28 protein-coding genes are annotated in these 23,671 nt (G+C 64.2%); 12 read left to right on the forward strand and 16 right to left on the reverse strand.

The window, feature by feature from the left end:
* Window positions 1-8 precede the first annotated feature (8 nt).
* The 5 genes from AWB65_RS17695 to AWB65_RS17715 form a co-directional block, all read right to left on the reverse strand.
* Complete coding sequence (locus tag AWB65_RS17695) at window positions 9-959, reverse strand: hypothetical protein (protein WP_087668399.1); 951 nt, start codon at window positions 957-959, stop codon at window positions 9-11.
* Window positions 960-1,125: 166 nt separating this feature from the next.
* Window positions 1,126-2,214 (reverse strand): alpha/beta fold hydrolase, encoded by a 1,089-nt coding sequence (locus tag AWB65_RS17700; RefSeq protein WP_087668400.1) that lies wholly within the window; start codon window positions 2,212-2,214, stop codon window positions 1,126-1,128.
* A gap of 79 nt (window positions 2,215-2,293) precedes the next feature.
* Window positions 2,294-3,097, reverse strand: a complete 804-nt coding sequence (locus AWB65_RS17705) for a transglutaminase-like domain-containing protein (RefSeq protein WP_087668401.1) — start codon at window positions 3,095-3,097, stop codon at window positions 2,294-2,296.
* Window positions 3,094-4,086 (reverse strand): transglutaminase family protein, encoded by a 993-nt coding sequence (locus AWB65_RS17710; RefSeq protein WP_235007662.1) that lies wholly within the window; start codon window positions 4,084-4,086, stop codon window positions 3,094-3,096. The genes AWB65_RS17705 and AWB65_RS17710 overlap by 4 nt, the downstream gene beginning before the upstream one ends.
* Window positions 4,087-4,389: 303 nt before the next feature.
* Entirely contained in the window at window positions 4,390-4,962 is a 573-nt protein-coding gene (locus tag AWB65_RS17715) for a hypothetical protein (RefSeq protein ID WP_125474147.1), read from the reverse strand.
* 235 nt (window positions 4,963-5,197) lie between these two features.
* Between AWB65_RS17715 and AWB65_RS17720 the strand changes: the two genes are divergently transcribed.
* From AWB65_RS17720 to AWB65_RS17735, 4 genes are read left to right on the forward strand one after another with little or no spacing between them, the layout of a single operon-like run.
* A complete protein-coding gene (locus tag AWB65_RS17720) occupies window positions 5,198-5,617 on the forward strand; it encodes a DoxX family protein (protein ID WP_087668403.1) in 420 nt (139 codons plus the stop codon).
* An 8-nt stretch (window positions 5,618-5,625) separates the two neighbouring features.
* Window positions 5,626-6,558, forward strand: a complete 933-nt coding sequence (locus tag AWB65_RS17725) for an aldo/keto reductase (protein WP_087668404.1) — start codon at window positions 5,626-5,628, stop codon at window positions 6,556-6,558.
* A gap of 45 nt (window positions 6,559-6,603) precedes the next feature.
* The gene (locus AWB65_RS17730; RefSeq protein WP_087668405.1) at window positions 6,604-7,029 is read left to right on the forward strand and encodes a DUF1810 domain-containing protein; all 426 of its coding nucleotides are present in this window, start codon (window positions 6,604-6,606) and stop codon (window positions 7,027-7,029) included.
* Window positions 7,030-7,046: 17 nt separating this feature from the next.
* Window positions 7,047-7,256, forward strand: coding sequence for a hypervirulence associated TUDOR domain-containing protein (locus AWB65_RS17735; RefSeq protein ID WP_087668406.1), 210 nt, complete (start codon window positions 7,047-7,049; stop codon window positions 7,254-7,256).
* Here the strand turns inward: AWB65_RS17735 and AWB65_RS17740 are convergent.
* Complete coding sequence (locus tag AWB65_RS17740) at window positions 7,253-8,335, reverse strand: NAD(P)H-dependent flavin oxidoreductase (protein WP_087668407.1); 1,083 nt, start codon at window positions 8,333-8,335, stop codon at window positions 7,253-7,255. The two genes, AWB65_RS17735 and AWB65_RS17740, sit on opposite strands and share 4 nt — an antisense overlap.
* Window positions 8,336-8,543: 208 nt before the next feature.
* Between AWB65_RS17740 and AWB65_RS17745 the strand changes: the two genes are divergently transcribed.
* Window positions 8,544-8,981, forward strand: a complete 438-nt coding sequence (locus AWB65_RS17745) for a PRC-barrel domain-containing protein (protein ID WP_087668408.1) — start codon at window positions 8,544-8,546, stop codon at window positions 8,979-8,981.
* 138 nt (window positions 8,982-9,119) lie between these two features.
* Complete coding sequence (gene acuI / locus AWB65_RS17750; protein WP_087668409.1) at window positions 9,120-10,103, forward strand: acrylyl-CoA reductase (NADPH); 984 nt, start codon at window positions 9,120-9,122, stop codon at window positions 10,101-10,103.
* A 39-nt stretch (window positions 10,104-10,142) separates the two neighbouring features.
* On the opposite strand, the gene AWB65_RS17755 is transcribed toward acuI, so the two are convergent.
* Entirely contained in the window at window positions 10,143-11,813 is a 1,671-nt protein-coding gene (locus AWB65_RS17755) for a methyl-accepting chemotaxis protein (RefSeq protein WP_087668410.1), read from the reverse strand.
* A gap of 240 nt (window positions 11,814-12,053) precedes the next feature.
* Here AWB65_RS17755 and AWB65_RS17760 point away from each other — a divergent pair, with 240 nt between their 5' ends.
* Entirely contained in the window at window positions 12,054-13,304 is a 1,251-nt protein-coding gene (locus AWB65_RS17760) for an aminotransferase class V-fold PLP-dependent enzyme (protein WP_087668411.1), read from the forward strand.
* Here the strand turns inward: AWB65_RS17760 and AWB65_RS17765 are convergent.
* Window positions 13,301-14,131, reverse strand: a complete 831-nt coding sequence (locus tag AWB65_RS17765) for an NAD-dependent protein deacetylase (RefSeq protein WP_087668412.1) — start codon at window positions 14,129-14,131, stop codon at window positions 13,301-13,303. The two genes, AWB65_RS17760 and AWB65_RS17765, sit on opposite strands and share 4 nt — an antisense overlap.
* Before the next feature lie 179 nt (window positions 14,132-14,310).
* On the opposite strand from AWB65_RS17765, the gene AWB65_RS17770 reads away from it, so the two are divergent.
* Window positions 14,311-15,321, forward strand: a complete 1,011-nt coding sequence (locus AWB65_RS17770) for a zinc-binding alcohol dehydrogenase family protein (RefSeq protein WP_087668413.1) — start codon at window positions 14,311-14,313, stop codon at window positions 15,319-15,321.
* A gap of 15 nt (window positions 15,322-15,336) precedes the next feature.
* Here AWB65_RS17770 and AWB65_RS17775 read toward each other — a convergent pair whose 3' ends face one another.
* Window positions 15,337-15,729 carry a GFA family protein gene (locus tag AWB65_RS17775; RefSeq protein WP_087668414.1) on the reverse strand — a complete coding sequence of 131 codons (393 nt, stop codon included), beginning with the start codon at window positions 15,727-15,729 and terminating at the stop codon, window positions 15,337-15,339.
* 271 nt (window positions 15,730-16,000) lie between these two features.
* Between AWB65_RS17775 and AWB65_RS17780 the strand changes: the two genes are divergently transcribed.
* Complete coding sequence (locus tag AWB65_RS17780) at window positions 16,001-17,887, forward strand: pyrrolo-quinoline quinone (protein WP_445344294.1); 1,887 nt, start codon at window positions 16,001-16,003, stop codon at window positions 17,885-17,887.
* A gap of 15 nt (window positions 17,888-17,902) precedes the next feature.
* On the opposite strand, the gene AWB65_RS17785 is transcribed toward AWB65_RS17780, so the two are convergent.
* Window positions 17,903-18,658, reverse strand: coding sequence for a DeoR/GlpR family DNA-binding transcription regulator (locus AWB65_RS17785; protein ID WP_087668415.1), 756 nt, complete (start codon window positions 18,656-18,658; stop codon window positions 17,903-17,905).
* An 89-nt stretch (window positions 18,659-18,747) separates the two neighbouring features.
* Here AWB65_RS17785 and AWB65_RS17790 point away from each other — a divergent pair, with 89 nt between their 5' ends.
* Window positions 18,748-19,344 carry an NUDIX domain-containing protein gene (locus AWB65_RS17790; protein WP_087668416.1) on the forward strand — a complete coding sequence of 199 codons (597 nt, stop codon included), beginning with the start codon at window positions 18,748-18,750 and terminating at the stop codon, window positions 19,342-19,344.
* Between the two features lie 43 nt (window positions 19,345-19,387).
* Here AWB65_RS17790 and AWB65_RS17795 read toward each other — a convergent pair whose 3' ends face one another.
* Complete coding sequence (locus AWB65_RS17795; RefSeq protein ID WP_087668417.1) at window positions 19,388-19,924, reverse strand: hypothetical protein; 537 nt, start codon at window positions 19,922-19,924, stop codon at window positions 19,388-19,390.
* A gap of 242 nt (window positions 19,925-20,166) precedes the next feature.
* Complete coding sequence (locus AWB65_RS17800; protein WP_087668418.1) at window positions 20,167-20,391, reverse strand: hypothetical protein; 225 nt, start codon at window positions 20,389-20,391, stop codon at window positions 20,167-20,169.
* 60 nt (window positions 20,392-20,451) lie between these two features.
* On the opposite strand from AWB65_RS17800, the gene AWB65_RS36365 reads away from it, so the two are divergent.
* A complete protein-coding gene (locus tag AWB65_RS36365) occupies window positions 20,452-20,670 on the forward strand; it encodes a hypothetical protein (RefSeq protein WP_125474148.1) in 219 nt (72 codons plus the stop codon).
* On the opposite strand, the gene AWB65_RS17805 is transcribed toward AWB65_RS36365, so the two are convergent.
* Window positions 20,657-20,860, reverse strand: coding sequence for a cold-shock protein (locus AWB65_RS17805; protein ID WP_087655000.1), 204 nt, complete (start codon window positions 20,858-20,860; stop codon window positions 20,657-20,659). The two genes, AWB65_RS36365 and AWB65_RS17805, sit on opposite strands and share 14 nt — an antisense overlap.
* Window positions 20,861-21,029: 169 nt before the next feature.
* Entirely contained in the window at window positions 21,030-21,968 is a 939-nt protein-coding gene (locus AWB65_RS17810; RefSeq protein WP_087668419.1) for a pyridoxal-phosphate dependent enzyme, read from the reverse strand.
* Between the two features lie 137 nt (window positions 21,969-22,105).
* Between AWB65_RS17810 and AWB65_RS17815 the strand changes: the two genes are divergently transcribed.
* Entirely contained in the window at window positions 22,106-22,387 is a 282-nt protein-coding gene (locus AWB65_RS17815; protein ID WP_087668420.1) for a hypothetical protein, read from the forward strand.
* Between the two features lie 3 nt (window positions 22,388-22,390).
* On the opposite strand, the gene AWB65_RS17820 is transcribed toward AWB65_RS17815, so the two are convergent.
* Together AWB65_RS17820 and AWB65_RS17825 are read right to left on the reverse strand one after the other, a co-directional pair.
* Complete coding sequence (locus tag AWB65_RS17820) at window positions 22,391-22,864, reverse strand: hypothetical protein (protein WP_087668460.1); 474 nt, start codon at window positions 22,862-22,864, stop codon at window positions 22,391-22,393.
* Between the two features lie 110 nt (window positions 22,865-22,974).
* Window positions 22,975-23,667: an extensin-like domain-containing protein gene (locus AWB65_RS17825; RefSeq protein WP_087668421.1), complete on the reverse strand. Its 693-nt coding sequence runs from the start codon at window positions 23,665-23,667 to the stop codon at window positions 22,975-22,977.
* Window positions 23,668-23,671: the final 4 nt, after the last annotated feature.

The following is a 23,671-nucleotide window of genomic DNA, read 5'->3' on the forward strand; positions in this document are numbered from 1 at the left end:
CGGCGGCTTCAGTTCATCAGGCTGCGCCGCATGATCGGCGCGAGCGCCGAGCCGATGCGGTCCGCCTGCCGTTCGTCGACGAGTCGCGCCAGCAGCTTCGCGAAGCGCGGCTCCTCGACACCCGAGACGATGTACTGCCAGCGGTAGGCGTCGAGCAAACCGGCACCGATGGCGGCGGCTTGTTGCGCCGTGAACGTGCGGCCGCATTGCGCGTGGAAGTAATCGGCATCGGCTTGGGCCTGCATCTGCAGCATGCCGTCGACGCCCGCCACCAGCGCGATGAGATCGTCCACGGCGGCGTCGCGCGCGGAATAGTCGAGCTTCGCGTGCTCGCGAATCAGCTCCAGTTCATCGATGATCGCGTGCTGCGATTCCTCTTTCCAGTGAAAGAGAAACACGTCCTTGAAGAGCGGCGAGAGGCTGTCGTCGGTCTCCATGCTTTGACGGTAATGAACCTGCGTGAAGATTTCGATGTGGCACGTCAGCGCGAGAATCGCCCAGGTGCATTTGCCGAGCACGAACTGCGCGACGTCGTCGGCTTGCGGCAGGAAGCGGTAGCCTTCGGGCATGCCTTCGGCGGCGAGCAGTTCAATGCGGCGGAAAAGCTCCTGATGCTTCAGCTCTTCGTCGGTAAAGCGCACGACGGCTTCGAGCGCGATCTGGTCGCCGAGCGCGTGATCGTGGCCGAGTTCGAGCATCTTCGCGCCGATGAAGCGCTCGCAAAGGCGAAACATGTTGGCATACGTGCGGCCCTGAATCTGCGACATGAGCCGTTGTTCGGCTGCATTCAGGAACGTGAGGCGATCGACCTGCGAGAGACCGTCCGGGAGAAATTTGTGCGCGAAATCGAAATGGCGTGCGCGAATGACATCGCGGTCGATATCCCAGCGAATGCGCTTCGACACCGCGATGCAGCTTGCATAGCGTTGAGTTTGCGATTCGGGTTGAACGGCTTGCATGGTCTGGCTCCTGTCGGAAAGTGGGTTGCGGATTTGAGCGGGAGCAAGACGAGTGTTGCTTCGCGACCGTTCGAGAATGGATTCTCCGGACGCGGCGGGGGACGGACATGAGGCGGCGGTCCCGGGCGGAAGCCGGGACGTGCATGCGGAATGCTTCTATATGGGACTAGTGTCCCGGAGGGGCGTCGAAGCCCGCCTTGCGCGCGAGCACGATCGCCTGTGCACGGCTCTCCACTTCGAGCTTGGCGAAGATGCTGGTGATGTGATTGCGCACGGTCTTCTCGCTGAGCCCGAGGCGTGCGGCGATCTGCGCATTGTCGCGGCCACCCGCGATCAGCTCGACGATGTCGCGCTCACGCGGCGTGAGCAGCGAAAAAGCCGGATCAGCCGATATCCCCGTCGGCAGAAACGCACGAAACTCCTCGCGCCAGCGCAGCCACGCAGGCTCGCCATCGAGCAGCAGATGGTTCTCGCTTTCGAGCGGCACGAAGCGCGCACCGGGTATCAGTCCCGCGATGAGACGGCTTTCCTCGAACGGCACCCGCGCGTCGCCGCTCGCATGAAGCACGAGCGTTGGACTGCGCACGAGCGGCAGCAAATCCACGACATCGATCTCGTTGAAAACGCGCATGATGCGCCCGGCGTTCTGCGGAGAAGTCGAGATGCGTTCGAGTTCGTTGAACCAGCGATGCTGCTCGGCCGTGCCACCCGGGATAAACTGCGTCGTGAAGAACTGGCGAAACGCGGGATTCGCCTTACCCCAGCCCAGCTCGGCGAGCTTGACGAGCGTCTCGGCCTCCTCGACCGATTGCACCGTCATCGTACGCACGAGCTTGCCGCGCGCGTAGCCGCCGTAAAGGATCAGATGGCTCACCCGTTCCGGATGAGCGATCGTATAAGCGATCGAAATCGAAGCGCCTTGCGAGATGCCGAGCAGCGCAAAGCGCTCGACGCCGCTCGCATCGACCACGGCTTCGAGATCGCGCAGCCATGCGCTAAAGGAAATATCGGCGACGTCGCGGTCGGAGAGACCGCAGCCGCGCTGATCGTAGCGGATCAGCGTGTGACTCCTGCACAACTCGGCGACCAGATGGCTCCAGACGGGACTACGCAGGTCGAACTCGAGATGACTCAGCCAGTTCGCCGCCTTGACGAGGGGCGGCCCGTTGCCACACGACGCGTACGCGATGCGCACGTTGTCGCCTCCGGTGCAAAGCCGTATGTGCTGCCTGAGGGTCGCATTGGGCGTGGACATGGGACTCCCGACACCTTGAATGACGGCAGAATGAATCGACACCTTTCATGCAGATTATCACCATCAGGCGCGCATATTCCTATTCTTCCGCGCAATGCACCTCGAATTTGACCAGCGTCGTCTGGCCGAAGTTGTTGCTGAGCGCGACGTCCGCCGCATCGCGACCGCGCGCCATCAGCACGCGGCCGATGCGCGGCGCGTTGTTGCGCGGATCAAACGTCTGCCACGTCCCGCCGACGTACGCCTCGAACCACGCGGCGAAATCCATCGTTGCATACGGCGGCGGCAAGCCGACATCGCTGATATACCCCGTGCAATAGCGCGCCGGAATGTTCATCGCGCGGCACAGCGCAATGGCGAGATGCGCGAAATCGCGGCACACGCCTTCGCGTTCCTGATGCGCCTGCCACGCAGTCTTGGTCGGCCGCGCGTGGTGGTAGCCGAACGTGATGTGGCGATGCACGTAGTCGCAGATCGCCTGCACGCGATCGCTGCCGGGTGCCGACTTTGCGAAGAGTTGCCACGCGATGTCCGAGAGCAGATCGGTTTCGCAGTAGCGGCTGCCGAGCAGGAAAACCAGGCAGTCGGTCGGCAAGTCTTCGACGGGATGCTGGCGGCCGTCGTGCGCGCGCGCCTCGAACTCGCCGCTGACTTCAAGCAGCGCCGTCGTCGACAATGAAATGCGCCCCGCCGGTGCGACGATGCGGCTGCACAGATTGCCGAAGCCGTCGCGGTATTGCACGATCGGCACCGGTGGGTCGACCACGAGCACATCCGGCACCACCACTTCCTCTGCATGCGAGAAATGTGTGTTGAGCATCAGCATCATGGGTGTCGGTTGCGGACACTCGTAGACCAGTTCGTAACCGACACGGAGTTTCATTGGGGCGCCTTGGGTTTGGTCAAGTCTTTAACAGGTTCTTTCATTGGCTCTTTTACCGGTGCTTTGAGTTTGGCGGGCTCGGCTTTGACCGCTGGCGTCGCGTCCTCGTGCGGCACTTCAGTGACATGCACTGTTACTTCCAGTCCGCGAAACGCGCCGGGCGTGCCGTTCCAGGTGCCCCAGAGCGGCAGCGCCTGATAGTGATTCCACGCGACCGCCACCCGGATCAGATGCCGGTTGCCGATGATGCTGTTGGTCGGATCGAAGTCGACCCAGCCCGCGCCGGGAAGATAGATCTGCAGCCACGCGTGCGTCGCGCCGCCGCCCTGCGTCGCCGAATGATCGGGCACGAAGATATAGCCGCTCACGAAGCGCGCGGCGAGCCCGAGCGAGCGCACCGCATCCATCATGAACACCGCGAAGTCGCGGCAACTGCCGCTCTTGTGGCGCAGGGTATCAGCGGGGCGGTTCACGCCCTTCTCCGTGCGGCGCGTGTACTTGAAGTCGTTGGCGATGGCGAGCGTCATCGCGCGCAGCATCGCAAGCGTGCCGGTCGGCGTCCCCGACGACAGGAACTGGCGCGCCCACGTGCTCACGTCCTCGTCGGGATGCTGCCGGTTGCGCGCATTGACGAGGTCCGATGCTTCCTCGTTCGTGTACGCGAACGGATACGTGGTGGCGTAGCGTTCGAGCGCATAGTCGGGCTGCGGCGCCTCGTAATGCTCGAGTGTCACGACGCTCTCGAAGATCAGCTCCGAGGCTTCCTCGGCGAAGGTCGCGACCGCCACCGAATTGTCGAAGACGTCGTGCAACCAGTGCAGATGCGCGGGCGTCGGCGTGATGTGCAATTGCGTGGTCACGAGGCGCAGATCGTGGCTCGATCTCGGCCGGAACATCATCCGGTGTTCGCCGAATTCAACCGGTTCCGAATATCGATACGCGCTGACGTGCCGCACTGTGAAACGCTGCGGGTCGTTTGTCTGGGTCACTTGGGTCACCGCGTGAAGGGCACCGTGGCCGCGCAATCATGCGCGGCTTGCGGATAAAGCGTCATGGCAATCTCCTGCGGGGAATCGGGTCGCTGCGGGGCTTTGATCAGACGGATCGGTTATACGGACTTTAGCCGTTTCGCGGCGGCGGCGCATGCATTCGATGCGTCAATGGTGCGGTATGACGCAATCAGGCGCGCGTCTAATGGTCCAGCCTATCAGAGATCGCTTTCCGGCGGAGGTTTTGCCCGTTATCGGTGCGTTGAGCTTTTATGGTTCGATGATATGCCCAATAACCAGGCTTCATTTGCTCTTCCAGCCGGCCCGCGTGATGGCCTGCTCCAGCAGATCCTGCGATTCCCCGTTCTTTGGATCGAGCTTGAGCGCGTTGCCCGCATGTTCGCGCACGCAGTCCCACGCATTCACCTTCACGCACGACCGCGCGAGCCCAAGTTGTGCATCGAGCGCATTGCTTTGGGCAACTTGTTGCACGGCGACCGCGTTTTGCTTGCCCTTGTCTTCCACCGATCCCAAAGCCGCTTGCGCGACCATCGGCGTGAAGCGTTCCTCCGGTTCGCGGCTTTGCAAATACCATAGTCCACCCACGACGACGATCGCCACCGCAACGATCACCGCCTTCACCCGATGCCTGCGCCTGCGCGGGACCCGAGGCGCAGGCACTTCGCGAGGGCGATCGTCGGTCAGGAGCAGTGGCACCGGCGCTTCCACGGAATGCTCAAGCCGCGCCATATCGTGGATCTCGCTGCTGCGATCGAACGCGCAATGGGGACACACGTCGTCATCGATGGCTAGCAGCCTCCCACAACCCTGGCATGTGACCAGCCGTTGTTTGCCGAAGGTGAAGATGATGCTCATACGGGTCCTTTCGCGTTTCGATCTGACGAATAGCGCGTGGCGCAGGGCAATCCAAACCATCGTAACTGGACGATATTGCGTCAACAACGATGACAATTCCGTTTTCCTGACTTTCGATTGAGAGCCTCGCTTAATACACGACGATCTTCAGATGGTTTGTCTCCGTGCAGCGTCCTGATGTAAGGTGAGTGCCACGCACCAATCCGACCCATCCACCAATACACGGAGACAGCACATGACCGGCACCGCCTCTTTCGCAGCGCTTCTCGGCCGCCTCCTGCTCGCGGCCATCTTTCTGATGAGCGGTTTCGGCAAGCTCGCGGCACCGACGGCTACCATCGCGTACATCGCGTCGAGCGGCGGCATGCCGTTCCCAAGCATCGCGTACGCCGGGGCGGTGATCGTCGAGATCGGCTTTTCGATCGCGCTCGTGTTTGGCTTCCACGCGCGCTTCGTCGCGGTCGTCATGACGCTTTTCGCGCTCGCCACCGCGTTCGCCTTCCACGCGCATTTCGACGACAAGAACCAGACGATCCACTTCATGAAGAACATCGCGATCGCGGGCGGCTTTCTTCAGGTCGCGGCGTTTGGTGGCGGCATGTTCAGCCTCGATGCACGGCGCGCAAGGCGGTCGGCATCGCTTGGGCGGTACTGAAAAAACCTATGCCTCCTCTCGCACACGACCGTCGCGTTTTCCTGCGTCTCACGGCCAGCGCGGCGCTCGCGCTACCGTTCGCAAGCGCCGCTCGCGCGCAGACGCCTGAGGCGAAGACCATGACCACGCGTTTGATTCCATCGACTGGTGAAGCGCTTCCCATCGTCGGCTGCGGCACATGGCGCACGTTTGACGTCGGCGCCGACACGAAGGCGCGCGAAGGTATCGCCGACACGCTGCGCGTCCTCTTCGATGCAGGCGGCTCCGTGATCGATTCGTCGCCGATGTACGGCTCGTCGGAGGAAGTCGCCGGGGCGGTCCTCACGCAACTGGACGCGCATCGCAAGGCGTTCGTCGCGACCAAAGTGTGGACGAGCGGACGCGAAGCCGGTATCGCGCAGATGGAGGAATCGATGCGGCGCTTCCAGCAACCGCGCATCGATCTGATGCAGATTCACAACCTGCTCGACTGGCGCACGCAGCTCGTCACGCTGCGCGAGTGGAAAGCGAGCGGACGTATCCGCTATATCGGCATCACGCATTACACGTCGAGCGCGTTTGGCGACGTCGAAGCGGTGCTGCGATCGGAAAAGCTCGACTTCGTGCAGATCAACTACGCCGCCGACGATCGCGACGCCGAAGCGCGCATCCTGCCGATCGCGAAAGAGCGCGGCGTCGCCGTGATTGTCAATCAGCCGTTCGGCGGCGGCGGGCTGCTCGGCCGCCTGCGCAACACGCTGCTTCCCGGCTGGGCCGCGGAAATGGGCTGCGCGACCTGGGCGCTGGTGCTGCTCAAATTCGTGCTGGCGAATCCCGCCGTGATCTGCGTGATCCCGGGCACAGGCAAGCGCGAACACATGCTCGACAACGTGCGCGCGGGCTTCGGCCAATACCCCGATGCGGCGCTGCGCAAGCGGATCACCGAGGCCGTCAGCGGTTAGCCTCAGGTACGCGCGTTGCTGACCCGTGCGACACAGGGAGTTGACATGAGCGACGACACTTTCGATCTCGGGCGCTTCGTCGAAGCGCAGCGTTCCACCTACGAGCAGGCGCGGTCCGAGTTGCAGGCGGGCAGCAAGCGCACGCACTGGATGTGGTTCATCTTTCCGCAGATCGCGGGTCTCGGGCATAGCGCGATGGCGCAGCAGTATGCAATTTCATCGAGTGCGGAGGCCGAGGCATATCTCGCGCATCCGGTGCTAGGCGCGCGCCTGCGCGAACTGACGCGCATCGTGAATGGCGTACAGGACCGCACCGTCTCGCAGATTTTCGGCTACCCCGACGACATGAAATTCCACTCGTCGATGACTCTCTTCGCGCAATGCGAAGCCGATCACCATGAGTTCGATGAAGCGCTGCAAAAGTACTTCAATGGTCAAGCGGATTCGGGAACGCTCGACCGGCTGACATGACACTACAGGGAGCGCATATGAGCACCACCTTCAAGGCACGCGATCACGTCACCTGGAACACACCGCAAGGCGAGACTAGCGGGCACATCGTGCGCGTGATCACGTCGCGCACGACGATCGACGGTCACGCGGTCGATGCTTCGAAGACCGAGCCGCATTACGAAGTCGAGAGCGAGAAGAGCGGCAAGCACGCGGTCCACAAGGGCAGCGCGCTAAAGCACGTTTAATCGACTGCGACGCCTGGAAGCGCCAGCGCCTCCGTAGCAAGCAACCGCGTGAACTCGCCCGCAGGCATCTCGCGCGCGAGACGTGCAGCCTGTCCGGACCAATGGTTCGTAAATTCGCCCGAACCCGCTTGCTCGGCCTTGGTCTTGAGTGGCAAGAGCGCGCCGCCCGCCAGCGGAAACGCCGGCGCATCCTCCGACAGCGGACCCAGCTCGCGCATCGCACGATTGACGATGCCGCGAGCAGGCCGCCCGGTGAAGATGTTGGTAAGCGCGGTGGCATCGTCCACCGCTTCGCGTAGCGCCTTTATGTAGTGCGCGGCAAGCCTGACCTCCGGGCAGAACAGATACGCCGTGCCGATCTGCACCGCCGACGCGCCCAGTGCGAACGCCGCGACGATCCCGCGCGCATCCGCAATGCCGCCCGCCGCGATCACCGGCACCTTCACAGCATCCACGACTTGCGGCACGAGTGCGAATGTGCCGACCTGCGTCGCTATGTCGTCGGTGAGGAAGTTGCCGCGATGGCCGCCCGCCTCCACGCCCATCGCGATGATCGCATCGCAGCCGCGTTCCTCCAGCCAGCGCGCTTCGGCCACCGTGGTCGCCGACGAAATCACCTTCGCGCCCGCCGCCCTCACGCGATCGAGCAAACGCGCCTCCGGCAAGCCGAAGTGAAAGCTCACGACTTCCGGCCGCGTTTCCTCGACGAGCGCGCAGAACTCATCGTCGAAAGGGCGGCGGCCCGCTGAAGGCGGCGCAACTTCCGGATCGATTCCGAACTCGACATAAAGCGGCGCGAGCCTGTTGCGCCAGCGCATGTTGCGCACCGGATCGTGCGCAGGCGTAGCGTGGCAAAAGAAGTTGAGGTTGAGCGCGTGACTCGTCTTCGAGCGGACCAGGCCAATCGCTTCACGCGCCTGATCGGCGCTCATCAGCGCGCAGGGCAGCGAACCGAGGCCGCCCGCCTCGCTCACGGCGATCGCGAGTTCCGGCGTACTGGACCCGGCCATCGGTGCCTGGATGATCGGCGTGTCGATGCCGAACAGTTCAATAATGCGACGATTCCGCCAAGTGGGCATCGTTCTCTCCATGCGGTAAAGAGTCAGCGCTGCCTTCTTTCAGGCTCGCGCAATGAACGAAGCTTAACGCTATCCCGCCCGATCGTGGTGCATCGGTCGTCTCGCCGCGCCATGCCTGCAAAACGCGCGGCAATCCGTCAAACTGCTACCGCGCTCTCTCGCGCGTTCCCGCTTCCGTGGTCCTACTCACCTTCAAAGGAATGAAAAAATGAAATTGAGAATCGCCGCCTTACTGATCGCATCGTCGGCCATGGGAATGTTGTCCTCGACAGCCTTTGCACAAGTCGCGGGCACGCAGCCGCTTGGCGTCACCGTGGAAGTGTCCACCGCGATGATCGAAGGCTGGAGCGTCAAGAAGTCGATCCTCAACAAGCCAGTCGTCAACGATCAGGGCGCGCGCGTGGGCGTGATTCACGACATCATCGTCGCGCCCGACCGTTCGGTTTCGTTCGCGATCATCGCGGCAAACCAGTTTCTCGGCGTCTCGCATCATGACGTCGCGATCCCGATCGAGCAGCTCGACTTCGTCGGCGGCAAGCTGGTGCTCGCGGGCGCAACGAAGGACGCGATCAAGGCGCTGCCGGAGTTCCAGTACGCGAAGATGAAGGCGACGCCGAAGCCCCGCGCGCAGTTCGAGCATCACTGAAGTAGGCTCATAAAGCGGCGGCGCATGGCGTCGCCGCTTCGTGCGATCGAGTTGATTAGCTACGCAACCAGATAAATGCTTCAGTGCCGCATCGGCTTCTTCATGCGCATACGAAGCAGGAGACCCGGAGTTCCCGCAATGTTCAATGCACTGCTGCTCGACAAACAGGACGACCGCATGACGGCGTCCATCCAGTCCATCGACGAAGCGCGCCTCGTCGGTGGCGACGTGCTCGTGCGCGTCGAGTATTCGACGCTCAACTACAAGGACGCGCTCGCGATCACCGGCCGTGCGCCGATTGCGCGCACGTTTCCGATGGTGCCCGGCATCGACTTCGCGGGCGTCGTGGAAGAGAGCGGACACGGGCGCTACAAGCCGGGCGACCGCGTCGTGTTGAACGGCTGGGGCGCAGGCGAAACGCACTGGGGCGGACTCGCGCAGAAGGCGCGCATACCCGGCGACCAGCTGATTCCGCTGCCCGAAGGTCTCACCACGCGCCAGGCGATGGCCGTCGGCACCGCGGGCTACACCGCGATGCTCTGCGTGCAGGCGCTCGAACGGCACGGCGTGCGCGCCGACCACGGCGATTTGCTCGTGACCGGCGCGAACGGCGGCGTCGGCAGCTTTGCGATCGCGATACTCGCGCGGCGCGGCTTTCGCGTCATCGCATCGACGGGACGCGCGACCGAAGAGGCGCGTCTACGTGAACTAGGCGCCGCCGAAGTGATCGACCGCGCGACGCTCTCCGCGCCCGGCAAGCCGCTTCAAAAAGAGCGCTGGGGCGCGGCGGTCGATTGCGTCGGCAGCCATACGCTCGCTAACATCTGCGCGACGCTGCGCTACGGCGGCGCAGTGGCCGCGTGCGGACTCGCGCAAGGCATGGACCTGCCGGCATCGGTCGCGCCGTTCATCCTGCGCGGCGTGGCGCTGCTCGGCGTGGACAGCGTGTACGTGCCGTATGAACGGCGCATCGCCGCCTGGAACAGCATCGCGCAGGAAGTGCCAGCGCACGTGATCGACGATGTTGCGAGCGAAATCGCGCTGGGCGAAGCGGTCGATGTCGCGGGCCGCCTGCTGCAAGGTGAAGTGAAAGGCCGCGTGATCGTCGATGTAAATCGCTAAAGAAAAGCGCCGCCATGAACCTCATGGCGGCGCTTGCTTTTAGAACGTGCTCCAGCTTTCGCTGCCAGAAGAAGCCGTGGCAAGCACCGGCGCGCGCTTCACTTTCCCCTTGACAAACGTCGGTTGCAACGGCGACGCGCCCGAATAACCACCTTCGATCACGAAGAACGCCACCGCCTGATTCAACTGCCGGCCCTGTTCGTCGAGCGCATGTGATGCAGCCGCCGCCTCTTCCACGAGCGCTGCGTTCTGCTGCGTGACCTGGTCCATCTGCGCGATCGCCGTGTTGACCTGCTCGATACCGCGTCCCTGCTCGATCGATGCCGCCGCGATCTCTTCCATGATGTCGGTCACGCGCGCGACCGCCTGCGTCACTTCGGCCATCGTCTTGCCCGCTTCACCGGCCAGCACCGAGCCGTCCTGCACCTTCACGACCGAGCTCGCGATCAGTTCCTTGATCTCCTTCGCCGCCGTCGACGAACGTTGCGCGAGGCTGCGCACTTCACTCGCCACCACGGCGAAGCCGCGCCCTTGCTCGCCTGCGCGCGCCGCTTCGACGGCTGCGTTCAGTGCGAGGATGTTGGTCTGGAACGCGATGCCTTCGATGATGCCCGTGATGTCCGCGATCTTCGCCGAGCTTTCGCTGATGCCGTGCATCGTATCGACCACGCGGCTCACCACGGCGCTGCCCTTCTGCGCGACATCCGACGCATTCGATGCCAGCGTGCTGCCCTGCTGCGCATTGCCGGTGTTCTGCTTCACGGTCGAGGTCAGCTCTTCCATGCTCGCGGCGGTTTCTTCGAGCGAAGCAGCTTGCTGCTCGGTGCGCTGGCTCAGATCGGTGTTGCCCGTCGCAATTTCTTTGGCGGCATTGCCGATCGCGCCGCTGCTTTCCCGTACGCGGCCGACGGTTTCGGTCAGGCGTTCGTTCATCTCCTGCAATGCGCGCAGCAGGTCGCCCGTTTCATCCTTCGTATCGACAACGATCTTGCTGCGCAGATCGCCGCGCGCCACCGTGCGGGCGAACTCGACGGCAACGCTGAGCGGCCGCGCGATCGAACGCGTGATCGATAATCCGGCGAGCACGGCGAGCAGCACGGCGCCCGTGCAGAGCGCGGCGAGCACGTTGCGCTGCGTTTCATATTCGCTCTGATACGCCTGCACGATCACGTCGCGGCGTTCGCGCGTGTAGCTCGCGTAGGCATCGGTAGCTTTCACGAGCGCGGCGAGCAGCGGCCGGCACTGATCGTCCATCTTCGCGATGGCGTCCTCCGTCTTGCCGGCGAATGCGAGGCCGACGATGTTCGTCGCGACCGGACCGTACAGCGCTTCCACGCGATCCATCTCCGCGACGAGCGCGCGCGCCTTGTCGCTGGTATCGGTCGCAGCGGCGATCATGTCCTTCAACTGCTTGAGGCGCGCCTGCACGTCCTCGTGGGCGCGCAGGACGTCGGCCTTCTCGATTTCGACGTCGGCGGGCGTCTTCACGAGCACGAGATTGCGCGCGGCAATCGCGCGCCGGTCGACGGCCGCGCGCAACTGCGCGGCCACGTCCGCGCGTGCGTCGATGCCGTGCACGTAATGCGAGAAACCATCGGTGGCAGTGGCGAGCGCCCTGAGCGACATGCCCGCGATGAGCAGGACCAGCACGGCCATGACGCCAAAGCCGGCGACGAGCTTGTTCTTGATCGTGACGTTTTTCAGATTCACTTCGTTCTCTCCTGCCCTTGAGCGGACAATGGCGCCCGATCCGCCGGTTGGAAAAACCGGCTGTCGATTGAGGGATCGGATTCCGCGGCCCGGCGGCCCGATCACACGCTCTGCATCTGATAACGACCCGCTTCCAAAGGCCTGAAGGGTGCTGGACAAAAAGTTGTTAGATCTTTGCGAACGTACGTGCCTGGGTTTATGGTGTGGGTTCCCTTTCAACTGAAACAGTGTCCACCGCCGATGCGAGAACTCGTCTACCGCCTCCCCGTATTCGACGCCGCACTCGCGGCGCTGCCGTCCCCCCCTGTCGAGGACATCGCCCGCGACGAGTCTTACTGGAACGCCGTGCGCGCGCTATACAGCCACTCCGACGCGCTGATCAACCTCGAAAACGGCTTCTGGGGAGCGATGGCCGAGCCGGTCAAGTCGATGTTTCTGTACTGGACAGAGCGCGTCAACTTCGAAACGACGTTTTTGATCCGCGACCGCTGGCCCGCGATGATGGACGGCATCCGCGGGCAGATCGCCGCGGCGATGGGGTGCGGCATCGAGGAAATCGAGCTCACGCGCAACGCGACGGAAGCCTTGCTCGCGCTGATCGGCGGCTACAACCGGCTCGATCCCGGCGACACCGTGCTCTACAGCGACCTCGACTACCCGTGCGGCCGCGACGCGATGGAGTGGCTCAGGGCGCGCCGGGGCGTCACGCCCGTGCGCCTGACGATCCCCGAGCCGGCGACACGCGAAAGCGTGCTCGACACTTACGCGGCCGCGCTGCGCGCGCACCCGCGCACGCGTCTCGTACTGCTGTCGCACGTGTGCTACGCAACCGGCCTCGTGATGCCGGTGCGTGAAATCGCCGCGATGGCCGAGGCGGCCGGCGCGGACGTGATCGTCGATGCGGCGCATTCGTGGGGCCAGCTCGACTTCGACGTGCCTTCGCTCGGCGCGGGGTTCGCGGCGCTGAATCTGCACAAGTGGGTCGGCGCGCCGCTCGGCTGCGGGGCGATCTATATCCGGCGCGACAGTCTAGGCGCGATCGATCCGCATCTCGGTGACCGCAGCTGGCCCGCTGACGATATCCGTTCACGCGTTCACACCGGGTCGCCGAATTTCGCCGCATGGGCGACGCTGCCGGCCGCGCTGGAACTGCATCTGAAGATCGGCGCGCGAGCGAAGGAGGCGCGCCTGCGGGCGTTGCGCGACGCGTGGGTGACACCCGCGCGAGAACTGCCGTGCGTAGCGATCCAGACGCCCGACGATCCGTCGATGGTCGCGGGGATCACGTCGTTCCGGCTGCACGGGCGCACGTCGAAGGTGGACAACGACGCGATCGTCGCTGCGTTGCGCGAGCGCTTCGGCGTGTTCACGGTGTCGCGGCCGGGGCCGGATGCGGGCGTCGTCGTGCGCGTGACGCCCGCCGTTTTCACGCGCATGTCGGACGTGGAGCGTCTGGTCGAAGGCGTAACGGTGCTGTCGCGCGAGGGCTAGCGCGCGAGTTCGCGCTCATCGAGCCTTTCGATAAGCGCGTTCAGCGCCGCCGCGCACGATTGCTCGACCTTCAGCGCGAGCAGCGGGTCGGCGCGCGTGCGGCCGATATTGATCGCCGCGATCGGCTTTCCCGCGCGATGCGCCCATTCGCAGAACCGGTAGCCCGAATACACCATCAGCGATGAGCCGAGCACGAGCATCGCGTCGCTGGCTTCCAGCGCTTGGGCCGCATCGTCGACGAGCGGGCGCGGCACGCCCTCGCCGAAAAACACGACGTCCGGCTTCAGCAAACCGCCGCAGCGCGTGCAGCCGGGCACGTCGAAGGCGCCGAAATCGAGGTCTTCGATGTGCGCGTCCCCGTCGGGTACGGCGGGCGCCGTGAGTCCGGCGAACGCCGGGTTGGCGGCTTCGAGCAGGCGCTGCACGTCGGCGCGCGCATGCTGTTCGCCGCAATTCAGGCACCGCACGCGGCCGATGTTGCCGTGCAGTTCGATCACGTCCGCGTTGCCGGCGCGCGCATGCAGTCCATCGACGTTCTGCGTCACGAGCCGATGCACCCGTCCGCGCGACGCGAGCGCGCGCACCGCGTGATGCGCGGCATTCGGCTGCGCCCCCGCGACGACGGGCCAGCCGATCAGGCTGCGCGCCCAGTAACGCCGCCGCGCGTAATCCGAGTTGAGGAACTCCTGCAGCAGGATGGGCGAGCGGCCGGTGCGCTGGCCTTCGCGATCGCGATAGCACGGGATGCCCGAATCGGTGCTGATGCCCGCACCGGAGAGCACGAAAAGGCGCGGATGCCGCTCGACGAAATCGAGAATATCGTTCACTGACAAGGCCTTATGTTTCGGGAATGCTGCAATATAAGACGAATATCGGCGCCACGCTTAAGCGTCAACCGGCCTTACCAGTTATATAAGTACATCAACTGGCTTGACCAAAACGGATCGGATGGGTAGATTTGTCGCAACCCCATGCACCTCAAAAAAACCTGCGAGACGAACGAACCATGCTGACTGTGATCTGCGATACGCCCGGCACCCTGCGCGCCGAACAACGCGACAAGCCCCAACGCGGCGAGAACGAAGTGCTGTTGCGCGTGAAGCGCGTCGGCGTCTGCGGCACCGATTTGCATATTTTCACCGGCAATCAGCCGTTTCTCTCCTATCCGCGCGTGATGGGGCACGAATTGTCGGGCGTCGTCGAGGAAGCCGATCCGGCGAGCGGCCTCAAAGCCGGCGACAACGCTTATGTGATGCCATATCTCTCGTGCGGCAAGTGCATCGCGTGCCAACAGGGCAAGACCAATTGCTGTACGAACATTCAGGTGCTCGGCGTGCATCGCGACGGCGCGTTCACCGAATATCTCAGCCTTCCCGCGCAGTTCGTGCACAAGGCCGAAGGCGTGACGCTCGACGAAGCCGCGATGGTCGAATTCCTCGCGATCGGCGCGCATGCCGTGCGCCGCGCCGACGTTCAGCCGGGCCAGCGCGTGCTGGTTGTCGGCACGGGGCCGATCGGCATGGCCGCGCTCACGTTCGCGCGGCTGCGCGGCGCGACCGTCACAGCGCTCGATACGCGCGAAGACCGGCTTGCGTTCTGCCGCCGCGAGCTGAAAGTTCACGCGACGGTGCAAATCGGTGACGGCGACAAGGACGAACTCGCGCGCCTGACCGACAGCGAATTCTTCGATGTCGTCTTCGACGCCACCGGCAACGCCCGCGCGATGGAACGCGGCTTCGAATTCATCGCGCACGGCGGGAAGTATGTGCTGGTGTCGATCGTGCCGGAGCGGATCTCCTTCGCCGATCCCGAGTTCCACAAGCGCGAAGCGACGCTGCTCGCAAGCCGGAACGCGACGCCCGAGGATTTCGAGACGGTGCTCGCCGCGATGCGCGCGGGCGAAGTGCCGAGCGCGGCGCTCAATACGCATCGGATGCAACTCGCCGATGTGCCTTCGGGCTTTTCCAGCTTGCTCGATCCGAAGGCGGGCGTGGTGAAGGCGATCGTCGAGTGCTGATCGTCGGCTGACGTTTCAGGGCGCCGCTTCGTCGTATTGCGGCCGCCCTTGCGCGTCGTGCCACGGCTCGCGGTGCTTCGCCCAGATCTCGTAGGTCGGCGGATAGAGGCCGATTTCATCGAAGAGCGCTGTTGGGATTTCGACTTCCGGCACACCTTCGAAGGCGAGATAGACCGGCGATCCGCACGCCGGGCAATGATGGCGGCGGCCGGTCGCCGAGCTTTCCCAAATGCGCGTCTCGCCGATGAACTCCGCCGCGCCGCGCTCGAAAATCGCGTAGATGCCGAACGGCGCGCCGTGAATCTTGCGGCAGGTCAGGCAATGGCACAGGTTGACTTCGAGCGGCTCGGCGCTCACGCGCAAGCGCACCGCGCCACATGCGCAGCCGCCTTCGTGTTTTGCGTTCATCGTTGCTCCTTTCTCTTTGCCCGAATCCGCGCGTTTCTGCCGACGAATGCACGCTCGGCATCTTCTACATCCATGATTGTGAAATTTTCGCTGACATCGTTCGCGAATTTGCACGCGCGACATGCGCCGTCAGGACCCTTCGGCCAGGCGTTTTTCTTGCTCCGAGTGTAGTCCGCAGCGAGCAGTCCCGTCGCGCTGCAAAGCGTCGCACGCGCGATGCCACGAACGCATCCAAGAATTCATCCGGGACGCCAGAGCGCTGGAGACTCGCATGAATTCGCCGCTATCCGGCCACGCCGGCCATGTCGCCGAAGGCACAACCGTCCGCGCGCGCGGACGGCTGAGGCTTCTCGGATTGCAGGCACTCGTCGCTATTTGCTGCGCGGGTTGCGGCGGAGGCGGCGGCGGCGACGGCATGACGACCACTTCCAACATAGCTCCAGGCGGCAACGGAAGCAGCGCGGGCAGTTCTCCAGGCAGCGGTTCTGGCACGAATTCGGGCAGCGGTTCGGGCTCGAATATGGGCAATGCGAACGGCAGCGGCAGCGGCACAAATGGCGGAAACAACACAGGGGGTAACACCGGCAGCGGCACAAACGGCGGAAACAACACAGGGGGTAACACCGGCAGCGGGACCACCACCGCTAAAACCTACCCCACCGACGTCCTCACGCATCACAACGATCTCGCCCGCACCGGCCAGATGCTCGCCGAGACGGCGCTGACCTTGTCGAACGTGAACGCCACGACATTCGGCAAGCTCCGCATGCTTCCCGCCGACGGCAAGGTGAACGCCCAGCCGCTTTACGTGACGAACCTCGCGATCGGCGGCGCGGCGCACAACGCCGTCTACGTCGCGACCGAACACGGCAGCCTCTACGCCTACGACGCCGACACCGGCGCGCAACTCTGGAAAATCACGCTGCTCGGCGCCGGCGAGACCTCGACCACCACCGGCTGCCCTGACTTCACGCCGGAAATAGGCATCACGTCGACGCCGGTCATCGACCGCACGCGCGGCCCGAACGGCGCGCTCTACGCGGTCGCGATGAGCACCGACGGCAACGGCGCCGTCCATCACCGCTTCCACGCGATCGACCTCGCAACCGGCGCCGAGCTCTTCAACGGCCCGACTGAGATCGCCGCGAGCTATCCGGGCAACGGCAGCAACAGCGTGAACGGCGTGATTCACTTCGAGCCGGACCTGCACACCGAGCGCGCAGCGCTCACGCTCGTCGGCGGCAACGTCTACATGGGCTGGACCGCGCACTGCATGAGCGGCCCGTACACCGGCTGGGTGATGGCCTACAGTGCCGACACGCTCAAGCAGACCGCCGCGCTCAACGTCACGCCGAACGGCTCGCAGGGCTCGATCTGGATGGCCGGCTCGGGCATGGCATCCGATGGCGCCTCGATCTGGCTGATCGACGGCAACGGCTCCTTCACGCCGACGCTCAACGCACAAGGCTTCCCCGTCGACGGCAATCTCGGCAACACGTTCATGAAGCTGTCGCTGGCGCCGAGCCTCGCCGTCACCGATTACTTCGCGACGATGAACAACGTCACGCAGGCCGCGAACGACGAGGACTTCGGCTCCGGCGGCCCGCTCCTTCTACCCGACCAGACGATGGCCGACGGCACCGTCAAGCGCCTCGCGGTCGGCGCGGGCAAGGACAACAAGATTTACGTCGTCGATCGCGACGCGATGGGCAAGTACAACCCGAACGCGAACGGCAACTGGCAAACGCTGACGGGCACGCTCGCGGGCGGAATCTGGGGATCGGCGGCGTATTACAACGGCGTCGTGTACTACGGCGGATTGAACGACAGCCTGAAGGCACTGCCCGTCAGCAACGCGCGCCTCGCGACGAGCGCCGCCACGCGCACCACGACCACTTTCCCCTACCCCGGAACGACACCCGCAATCTCCGCGAATGACGCGGCGAATGGCATCGTGTGGGCGCTGGAGAATGGCGCGACCGGCGCGCTGCATGCGTACGACGCGAGCAACCTCGGGCGCGAGCTGTACAACAGCAATCAGGCTGGCGCGCGCGACCAGTGGGGTCCGGGCAACAAGTTCATCACACCGATGATCGCGCAGGGCAAGGTGTTCGTGGGGACGCAGACGGGCGTGGCGGTGTTTGGGCTGCTGCCCTGAACGCGACCGCCCGCGTCACGCCCTTACGATCGTCACGCCAGCAGCCGCGATCGGATCGGTGAGCGCGGCAGGCGTGTTGCGCTCGACGACGATCGTGCTCGCCATCGTGATCTCGCCGATCCGGTACTGCGACGCCGCGTTGATCTTGTCCGCCGACGCCAGCACGACCGTCTCGGCGGCGTGCGCCGCAAGCGCGCGCTTCATGTAAGCCTCTTCGAGATCGCCGGTCGACAGGCCGGCGCTCGCGTGCACGCCCGTCACGCCCATGAAGAACAGATCGGCGCGGATGTGCGACAGCGCTTCGATCGCAGCCGCGCCAACCGTCACGATCGAATGCTTGTAAAGCCGCCCGCCGATCACGACGACCTCCACCGACGGGTGACCAACCAGTTCGACCGCGATGCTCGGGCTATGCGTGACGACCGTCGCACGGAGGTCGCGCGGCAGGCAGCGGGCGAGTTGCACGGCGGTCGTCCCGCCATCGACGATCACGACCTGTCCCGGCACGATCATCTCCGCGGCCGCCCTGGCGACCGCGCGCTTGGCCACCGATTCGATCGACTGTCGATGCGCGAAATCCGCCGTCGCAGGCGACGCGGGCAGCGCGCCGCCGTGCACGCGCTGCAACAGCCCTTCGGCCGCCATCTCGCGCAAGTCGCGCCGCACGGTGTCTTCGGACACGCCGAATTCCTCCGCGAGCGCCTTTGCCAGCACCTGGCCGTCGCGCGACAGCGTATCGAGGATGGCGGTCTTTCTTTGCGAGGTCAGCATCGGAAATTGCCCTGCACGAAATTTCTTGTTTTTGCACGAGTCTGCACGATACCATCGGCTGACGTTTTTTCCAAACCGGAGCCTGGGACATGCCGCTGAACACTGCAGAGCGCGTACGCATCATCGATACGGAGACGCTTTCCGACGACTGGTATGTGCTCAAGAAAACCACGTTCGAATTCCTGCGCAGCGACAACGTATGGCAGCGCCAGAGCCGCGAAACCTACGACCGCGGCAACGGCGCAACCGCGCTGCTCTTCGATCCGGCGCGCGAAACCGTTGTGCTGACGCGGCAATTCCGGTTGCCCGCGTTCGTCAACGGCCACGATGGCATGCTGATCGAGGCACCCGCCGGACTGCTCGACGCGGCATCGCCCGAGGAGCGGATTCGCGCGGAACTCGAGGAGGAAACGGGATATCGCGTGCGCGACGTGGAGAAGGTGTTCGAGGCGTTCATGAGCCCCGGATCGGTGACGGAAAAGCTGTACTTCTTTGTCGCCCACTATGATTCGGCGTCGAAAGTCGCAGAAGGCGGTGGCGTGGCGTCGGAAGGGGAAGACATCGAGGTCATCGAGTTGCCGCTCGAGCAGGCGCTGGCGATGGTCGCGCGCGGCGAGATCGTCGATGGCAAGACCATCATGCTGCTGCAGCATCTCGCGCTGCGGCTCGCTTCAGCGAGCGCGTGAACAGCAAAAACGCGCGGACGATCACTCGCCGCGCGTCCCGTCTTCAACGCACGAAATAACCCTTGCCCTGCATGCAGTCGCCGTAAGCGCGCCAGTAGCGCGTCATCGGCGGTTCGGGCGGCGGAAGCGGCGGCATCTTCATCTCGGCGTAGTGCGCGTCGGAGGCGCCGCTCGCCGCGACGGCATCGGATGATGCGGCGGGCATCGAAGCACCCGCAGCCATCGACGCCGACGCGCCGCTCGCCGGCATTGCCATGCTGGCCGGCATCGGCGCATAAGCGCCTGACGCGCTCGCCGCCGAAGCAGCCAGCGCTCCCGATGCCACTGGCGGAAGCGGCGGCTCGACGGGCCGTGGCGGCGCGAACGTGCGCTGTTCACGCGGCTGGTCGCGCGGAGCCATCTGCGGCTCGCGCGCCATGACGACACGCGTTGTCTGGTTGGCGTATGCGTAGCAGGCGGCGTTATCGATAGCCTGCTGGCCCGCGGTCTGACTGCGGCCGGGCACGGCGAGCGGTTGCTGCGCGAGCGCACTGCTGCTGGCGACGAGCAGCGTAATCCCGGCGAAGGTGGAAAGTCTCATTGGCGTGCAAACCCCGAAGCGTTGTTTTTTAATCGTAGCGGCGGTGTCGGCACGTCGCGGCTCGGCTTGCCGTTCGAGCCCCTTCGATTGCCGCCCGGCCTGAGTCAAGGATACTGATCCTGTAACGCTCGCCACGCCAGAAGCACCGGCTTCTTCCGCCATTTTTCGGGTCGAAGGCGCGCAAGGACGCGTTCGGGCACGGCGCGCTGTGCGCCACGCCACGCTCGGGGTAGAAGAAAAGCCTAGCCGCGGCTATCGACCCATTGACGCGCCCAGCGCCTCGAATGACCGAGCGCCTGCTGTTCGTCGTCGAAGCAGTCGAGGATGTGGAATTGATAGCGCATCGCTTCGCCCGCGCCGCTATCGCGTTCGAGCAGGAGGTTGGATGCGAACGATCCGTCCGGCAAACGATGCGCCGAAGGAAGAACTTTATAGCCGTTGTAGTTTTGAATTTTCGAGTTTTGCATGATAGTGCGAGCGCATGCGCGTGGTCGCGGCAAACGAGCCGGCCAAAAGCGCAACGCTTGATGAGTGACTTGAAAAAGCCGCTTGAAATACGCAGGAAAGTGCGAGAAGAAACGCTGGAAATGCTGAAGGGGCGCTGCGATGGTGTGCCGACTTTCCGGCAACCGTGGCGGGAGCACAAGAAGCTCCGCGAGGGTTTCAGCTACTGTCGCGAACCGGCGGGGCCGATTCGCGACGAGCGTTGTATCTACTGCTTACAGCGCGGTATTACAGCGGGGTGATGTTCGAAGCTTGCAGACCCTTCGGGCCTTGCTTGGTTTCGAAGCTGACCTTCTGGTTTTCTGCGAGGGTCTTGAAGCCATCGCTGCGGATTTCGGAGAAATGCGCGAAAAGGTCGTCACCGCCCTTATCCGGGGTGATGAAGCCAAAGCCTTTGCTGTCGTTGAACCACTTGACGGTACCGGTATCCATAACGAATCCTTGAAGTTAAAAATTAAGCCATCCCGAACGGAAACCGGCCGGGACGAGGGAAGCATCAAGGAGGAATGAGGACAACAAATACCGCGAGCGGAGGATGATGAACAGCAATCGGACTTCTTGAATACTTCGACCCAGACATTACGTGGTCTCCGATTGACTGTCAAGCTGTTTCGGTGTTGGGGTCCGTGGCGGTGCGCCATCGATTCAATTGATCGACGCTCGTCCCCACGCCTCCGCACACGATCAGCAAGATGTTCCGGGCGTCGCGCAGCTCGGCCTCTTGCGCGAGCGCATCGAGCGCGGCGACCGACGCGCCACAAGCCGGTTCCACGACGATCCGGTGCTCGGTCAGCAACTCGAAGCATCCCGCGACCGCCTGCCGGTCCGACACGACGATGCTCGCCACCGGCCGAAGCTTCGCGAGCGCGAGCGCCTCGGCACACACGCTGCGCGCGCCGAGCGACGTCGCGATGCTCGTGATCGCCGACAATTCGATGCGCTCACCGGCAGCCAGCGAGCGCGCGTACGAATCGGCGCCTTCGGTTTCCACCGCGACGATCGGCACGCGCTCCCAGCCGTTGCGGCGCAGGCCCTCAGCCACGCCGCAGAGCAACCCGCCGCCACCCACCGAGAGCACGACCGCATCCGGTTCGAGTCTCGCGCGCGCGACTTCGTCGATCATGGTGGCGTGGCCTTCCCAGAGGAGCGGATCGTCGAAGGGATGGAGAAACGCATCGGCCGATGTGCACGACGCGAGCGCGAAGCGATTCGCTTCGTCCCACGACTTGCCGTGCACGACGACCTCGGCGTTCTCCATGCCGATCAGGTGCTTCGCGCGTTCGGAGGTCGTCTCCGGGACGACCACGAGCACCGGCACGCCGAGCTTGCGTCCCGCGTAAGCGACGGCGAGCCCCGCATTCCCACCCGATGACGATACGAACCGCCGCGCCCCGCGCTCCTTGTACACCGCGCAAGCGTGGCCAATGCCGCGCGCCTTGAACGAGCCGGTCGGCTGCATCGCTTCGATCTTCATCCAGACGGATTTGCCGAGACGCTCGGAGAGCGCGCGTGATTCGACGAGCGGAGTTTCGATGTACATGGGAGCAAGAAGTATCGGCGGGAGGAGATGATTTTACGCCCGGCGCCAGAGGCGCCCCGGGTCGAACACCACCGCGCATTCGGGACCGATCCTTGCTGCCCCAGAATCAGGCGCACCACACAAAAGCGAGGATCACGATGAAGCCCACAACACTGGCGCTCGGCCGCATGGCGGCTGTCTTTGTCGGCGGTGCACTTGCGATCGTCGCGAACGCGCAGCAGCCGAACAAGCTCGACAAGGACAGCACACCCGCCTACCAGGAACACAACACGACGTCGCCGGCGAGCGCGACCGCCGCGCGCAATCAGGCGCTCAAGACCGATCCGGGCAAGACATCGTCGGGCAAGGGTGCGGCGCCTGATCGTCCCAACGGGCTCGGCATGGATGCGGGCGCGGGCAGCATGAGCAAGAAGCAGTAACGCCTACTCCGGCCGCCACGGCCACGTCGAATAGCGCGAAGTCTGGTCTTTTGCGTCAGGCGGCGCATCGGCATCGCTTGGCGTCGCTTCCACCTCTTCTTTCAGCACCTTCGGCAAGTCTTCGCCGAACCACGGCACCTCCTGGCGCCGCTCGCTCACATACGCTTCCCAGCCCTTCGCGTTGCCCGCGAAGAGATCATGCTGGATCGTGTGCGCGAGCAGTTGGCGGTTCAACGTCTCGTCGAGCAGCGCCTTCGGCCACACAAAGAAAGCGCCCGTCGCGCGCTTGATGAAATCCTGCGGATGCATCCCGGCATCCACTTGACCAAGGATGTTGAAGCTCACCAGCGCGTCGTCTTTCGCGAGCGCTTCGCCGATGGTCGCGCGGCTGTCCGCGCATTTCGTCAGGCAGAAGATCGCTTCGAGCACATCGCCGAGGTGGAGAAGAAGAGCGCGTCTTTCGTAGGGATCGTCCATTGCGGCCTCAGAGTGATTCACATTGGTTTGCTGCATGCATGCACACATCGTGCCGCACGCATTCACCGCGTGATTCTATCGAACCCGCTGCGACATTCTCTCGTCGTGTTCTACCGGCAGAGTCGGTACGGCCCCATGTCGACATGAAAATGCATCCGATGCAGCGCGTTGTAATCGGGGCCCAGCGTCGTGTTGAACGCGCGGCACGCGCCGTCGTGAAGGCGATGAAGGAACATGGCATCGGACGAGTCGCCGTCCCAGCGCGCGAAGGCGACGCGCCGTCCGCTTTCGAGGACGAAGCCGCTCAGGTCAATGGCATTGGCGCTCGCATGCTGGCTGCGCGCGCCCTCTTCCTGATTGTTGACATTGCGGCACGCGAAGCTCCCGACGTGCTCGATCTTTCGCACGCGCTCGCCGAAGATTTCTTCCGCCGCCGGCTGCAGAGTCTGATGCTCGAACAGCGCCATGCCGAGCGCGAGCGGACACGTCGCGAGAAACGGCCCGCTGTACTCGACATCCGATTGAGTCACACGAAGCACATCTTTTAGTTCGCAACCGGCGGGCGTCGATGAATCCGCGACCGGCCGGTACGCGATGCCCGAGCGATCCAGCGCCGCCATGCAAAGCGCGTGGTCATGCGCGATGCGCCACAGCTTGATCGACGTGAGCGGTCCGGGCGGTTCGCGCACGTCGAGCGGGGCGAACGGATTCCATTTGTCCGGCACCGCGACGCGGCCCGAATACACCGCATAGCCGAAGGCGATCACGATCAAAAGCGCCAGTCCGCCGATGCGCGCGCCCACGTTC

It is taken from the genome of Caballeronia humi (assembly GCF_001544475.1).
Classification (GTDB): Bacteria; Pseudomonadota; Gammaproteobacteria; order Burkholderiales; family Burkholderiaceae; genus Caballeronia; species Caballeronia humi.

Coding starts and splice junctions, on each gene's coding strand:
- AWB65_RS17695 (WP_087668399.1), bottom strand. CDS start 959: ATGCAAGCCGTTCAACCCGAATCGCAAACTCAACGCTATGCAAGCTGC.
- AWB65_RS17700 (WP_087668400.1), bottom strand. CDS start 2,214: ATGTCCACGCCCAATGCGACCCTCAGGCAGCACATACGGCTTTGCACC.
- AWB65_RS17705 (WP_087668401.1), bottom strand. CDS start 3,097: ATGAAACTCCGTGTCGGTTACGAACTGGTCTACGAGTGTCCGCAACCG.
- AWB65_RS17715 (WP_125474147.1), bottom strand. CDS start 4,962: ATGAGCATCATCTTCACCTTCGGCAAACAACGGCTGGTCACATGCCAG.
- AWB65_RS17720 (WP_087668403.1), top strand. CDS start 5,198: ATGACCGGCACCGCCTCTTTCGCAGCGCTTCTCGGCCGCCTCCTGCTC.
- AWB65_RS17725 (WP_087668404.1), top strand. CDS start 5,626: ATGCCTCCTCTCGCACACGACCGTCGCGTTTTCCTGCGTCTCACGGCC.
- AWB65_RS17730 (WP_087668405.1), top strand. CDS start 6,604: ATGAGCGACGACACTTTCGATCTCGGGCGCTTCGTCGAAGCGCAGCGT.
- AWB65_RS17735 (WP_087668406.1), top strand. CDS start 7,047: ATGAGCACCACCTTCAAGGCACGCGATCACGTCACCTGGAACACACCG.
- AWB65_RS17740 (WP_087668407.1), bottom strand. CDS start 8,335: ATGCCCACTTGGCGGAATCGTCGCATTATTGAACTGTTCGGCATCGAC.
- AWB65_RS17745 (WP_087668408.1), top strand. CDS start 8,544: ATGAAATTGAGAATCGCCGCCTTACTGATCGCATCGTCGGCCATGGGA.
- acuI (WP_087668409.1), top strand. CDS start 9,120: ATGTTCAATGCACTGCTGCTCGACAAACAGGACGACCGCATGACGGCG.
- AWB65_RS17760 (WP_087668411.1), top strand. CDS start 12,054: ATGCGAGAACTCGTCTACCGCCTCCCCGTATTCGACGCCGCACTCGCG.
- AWB65_RS17770 (WP_087668413.1), top strand. CDS start 14,311: ATGCTGACTGTGATCTGCGATACGCCCGGCACCCTGCGCGCCGAACAA.
- AWB65_RS17775 (WP_087668414.1), bottom strand. CDS start 15,729: ATGAACGCAAAACACGAAGGCGGCTGCGCATGTGGCGCGGTGCGCTTG.
- AWB65_RS17780 (WP_445344294.1), top strand. CDS start 16,001: ATGAATTCGCCGCTATCCGGCCACGCCGGCCATGTCGCCGAAGGCACA.
- AWB65_RS17785 (WP_087668415.1), bottom strand. CDS start 18,658: ATGCTGACCTCGCAAAGAAAGACCGCCATCCTCGATACGCTGTCGCGC.
- AWB65_RS17790 (WP_087668416.1), top strand. CDS start 18,748: ATGCCGCTGAACACTGCAGAGCGCGTACGCATCATCGATACGGAGACG.
- AWB65_RS17795 (WP_087668417.1), bottom strand. CDS start 19,924: ATGAGACTTTCCACCTTCGCCGGGATTACGCTGCTCGTCGCCAGCAGC.
- AWB65_RS17800 (WP_087668418.1), bottom strand. CDS start 20,391: ATGCAAAACTCGAAAATTCAAAACTACAACGGCTATAAAGTTCTTCCT.
- AWB65_RS36365 (WP_125474148.1), top strand. CDS start 20,452: ATGAGTGACTTGAAAAAGCCGCTTGAAATACGCAGGAAAGTGCGAGAA.
- AWB65_RS17805 (WP_087655000.1), bottom strand. CDS start 20,860: ATGGATACCGGTACCGTCAAGTGGTTCAACGACAGCAAAGGCTTTGGC.
- AWB65_RS17810 (WP_087668419.1), bottom strand. CDS start 21,968: ATGTACATCGAAACTCCGCTCGTCGAATCACGCGCGCTCTCCGAGCGT.
- AWB65_RS17815 (WP_087668420.1), top strand. CDS start 22,106: ATGAAGCCCACAACACTGGCGCTCGGCCGCATGGCGGCTGTCTTTGTC.
- AWB65_RS17820 (WP_087668460.1), bottom strand. CDS start 22,864: ATGGACGATCCCTACGAAAGACGCGCTCTTCTTCTCCACCTCGGCGAT.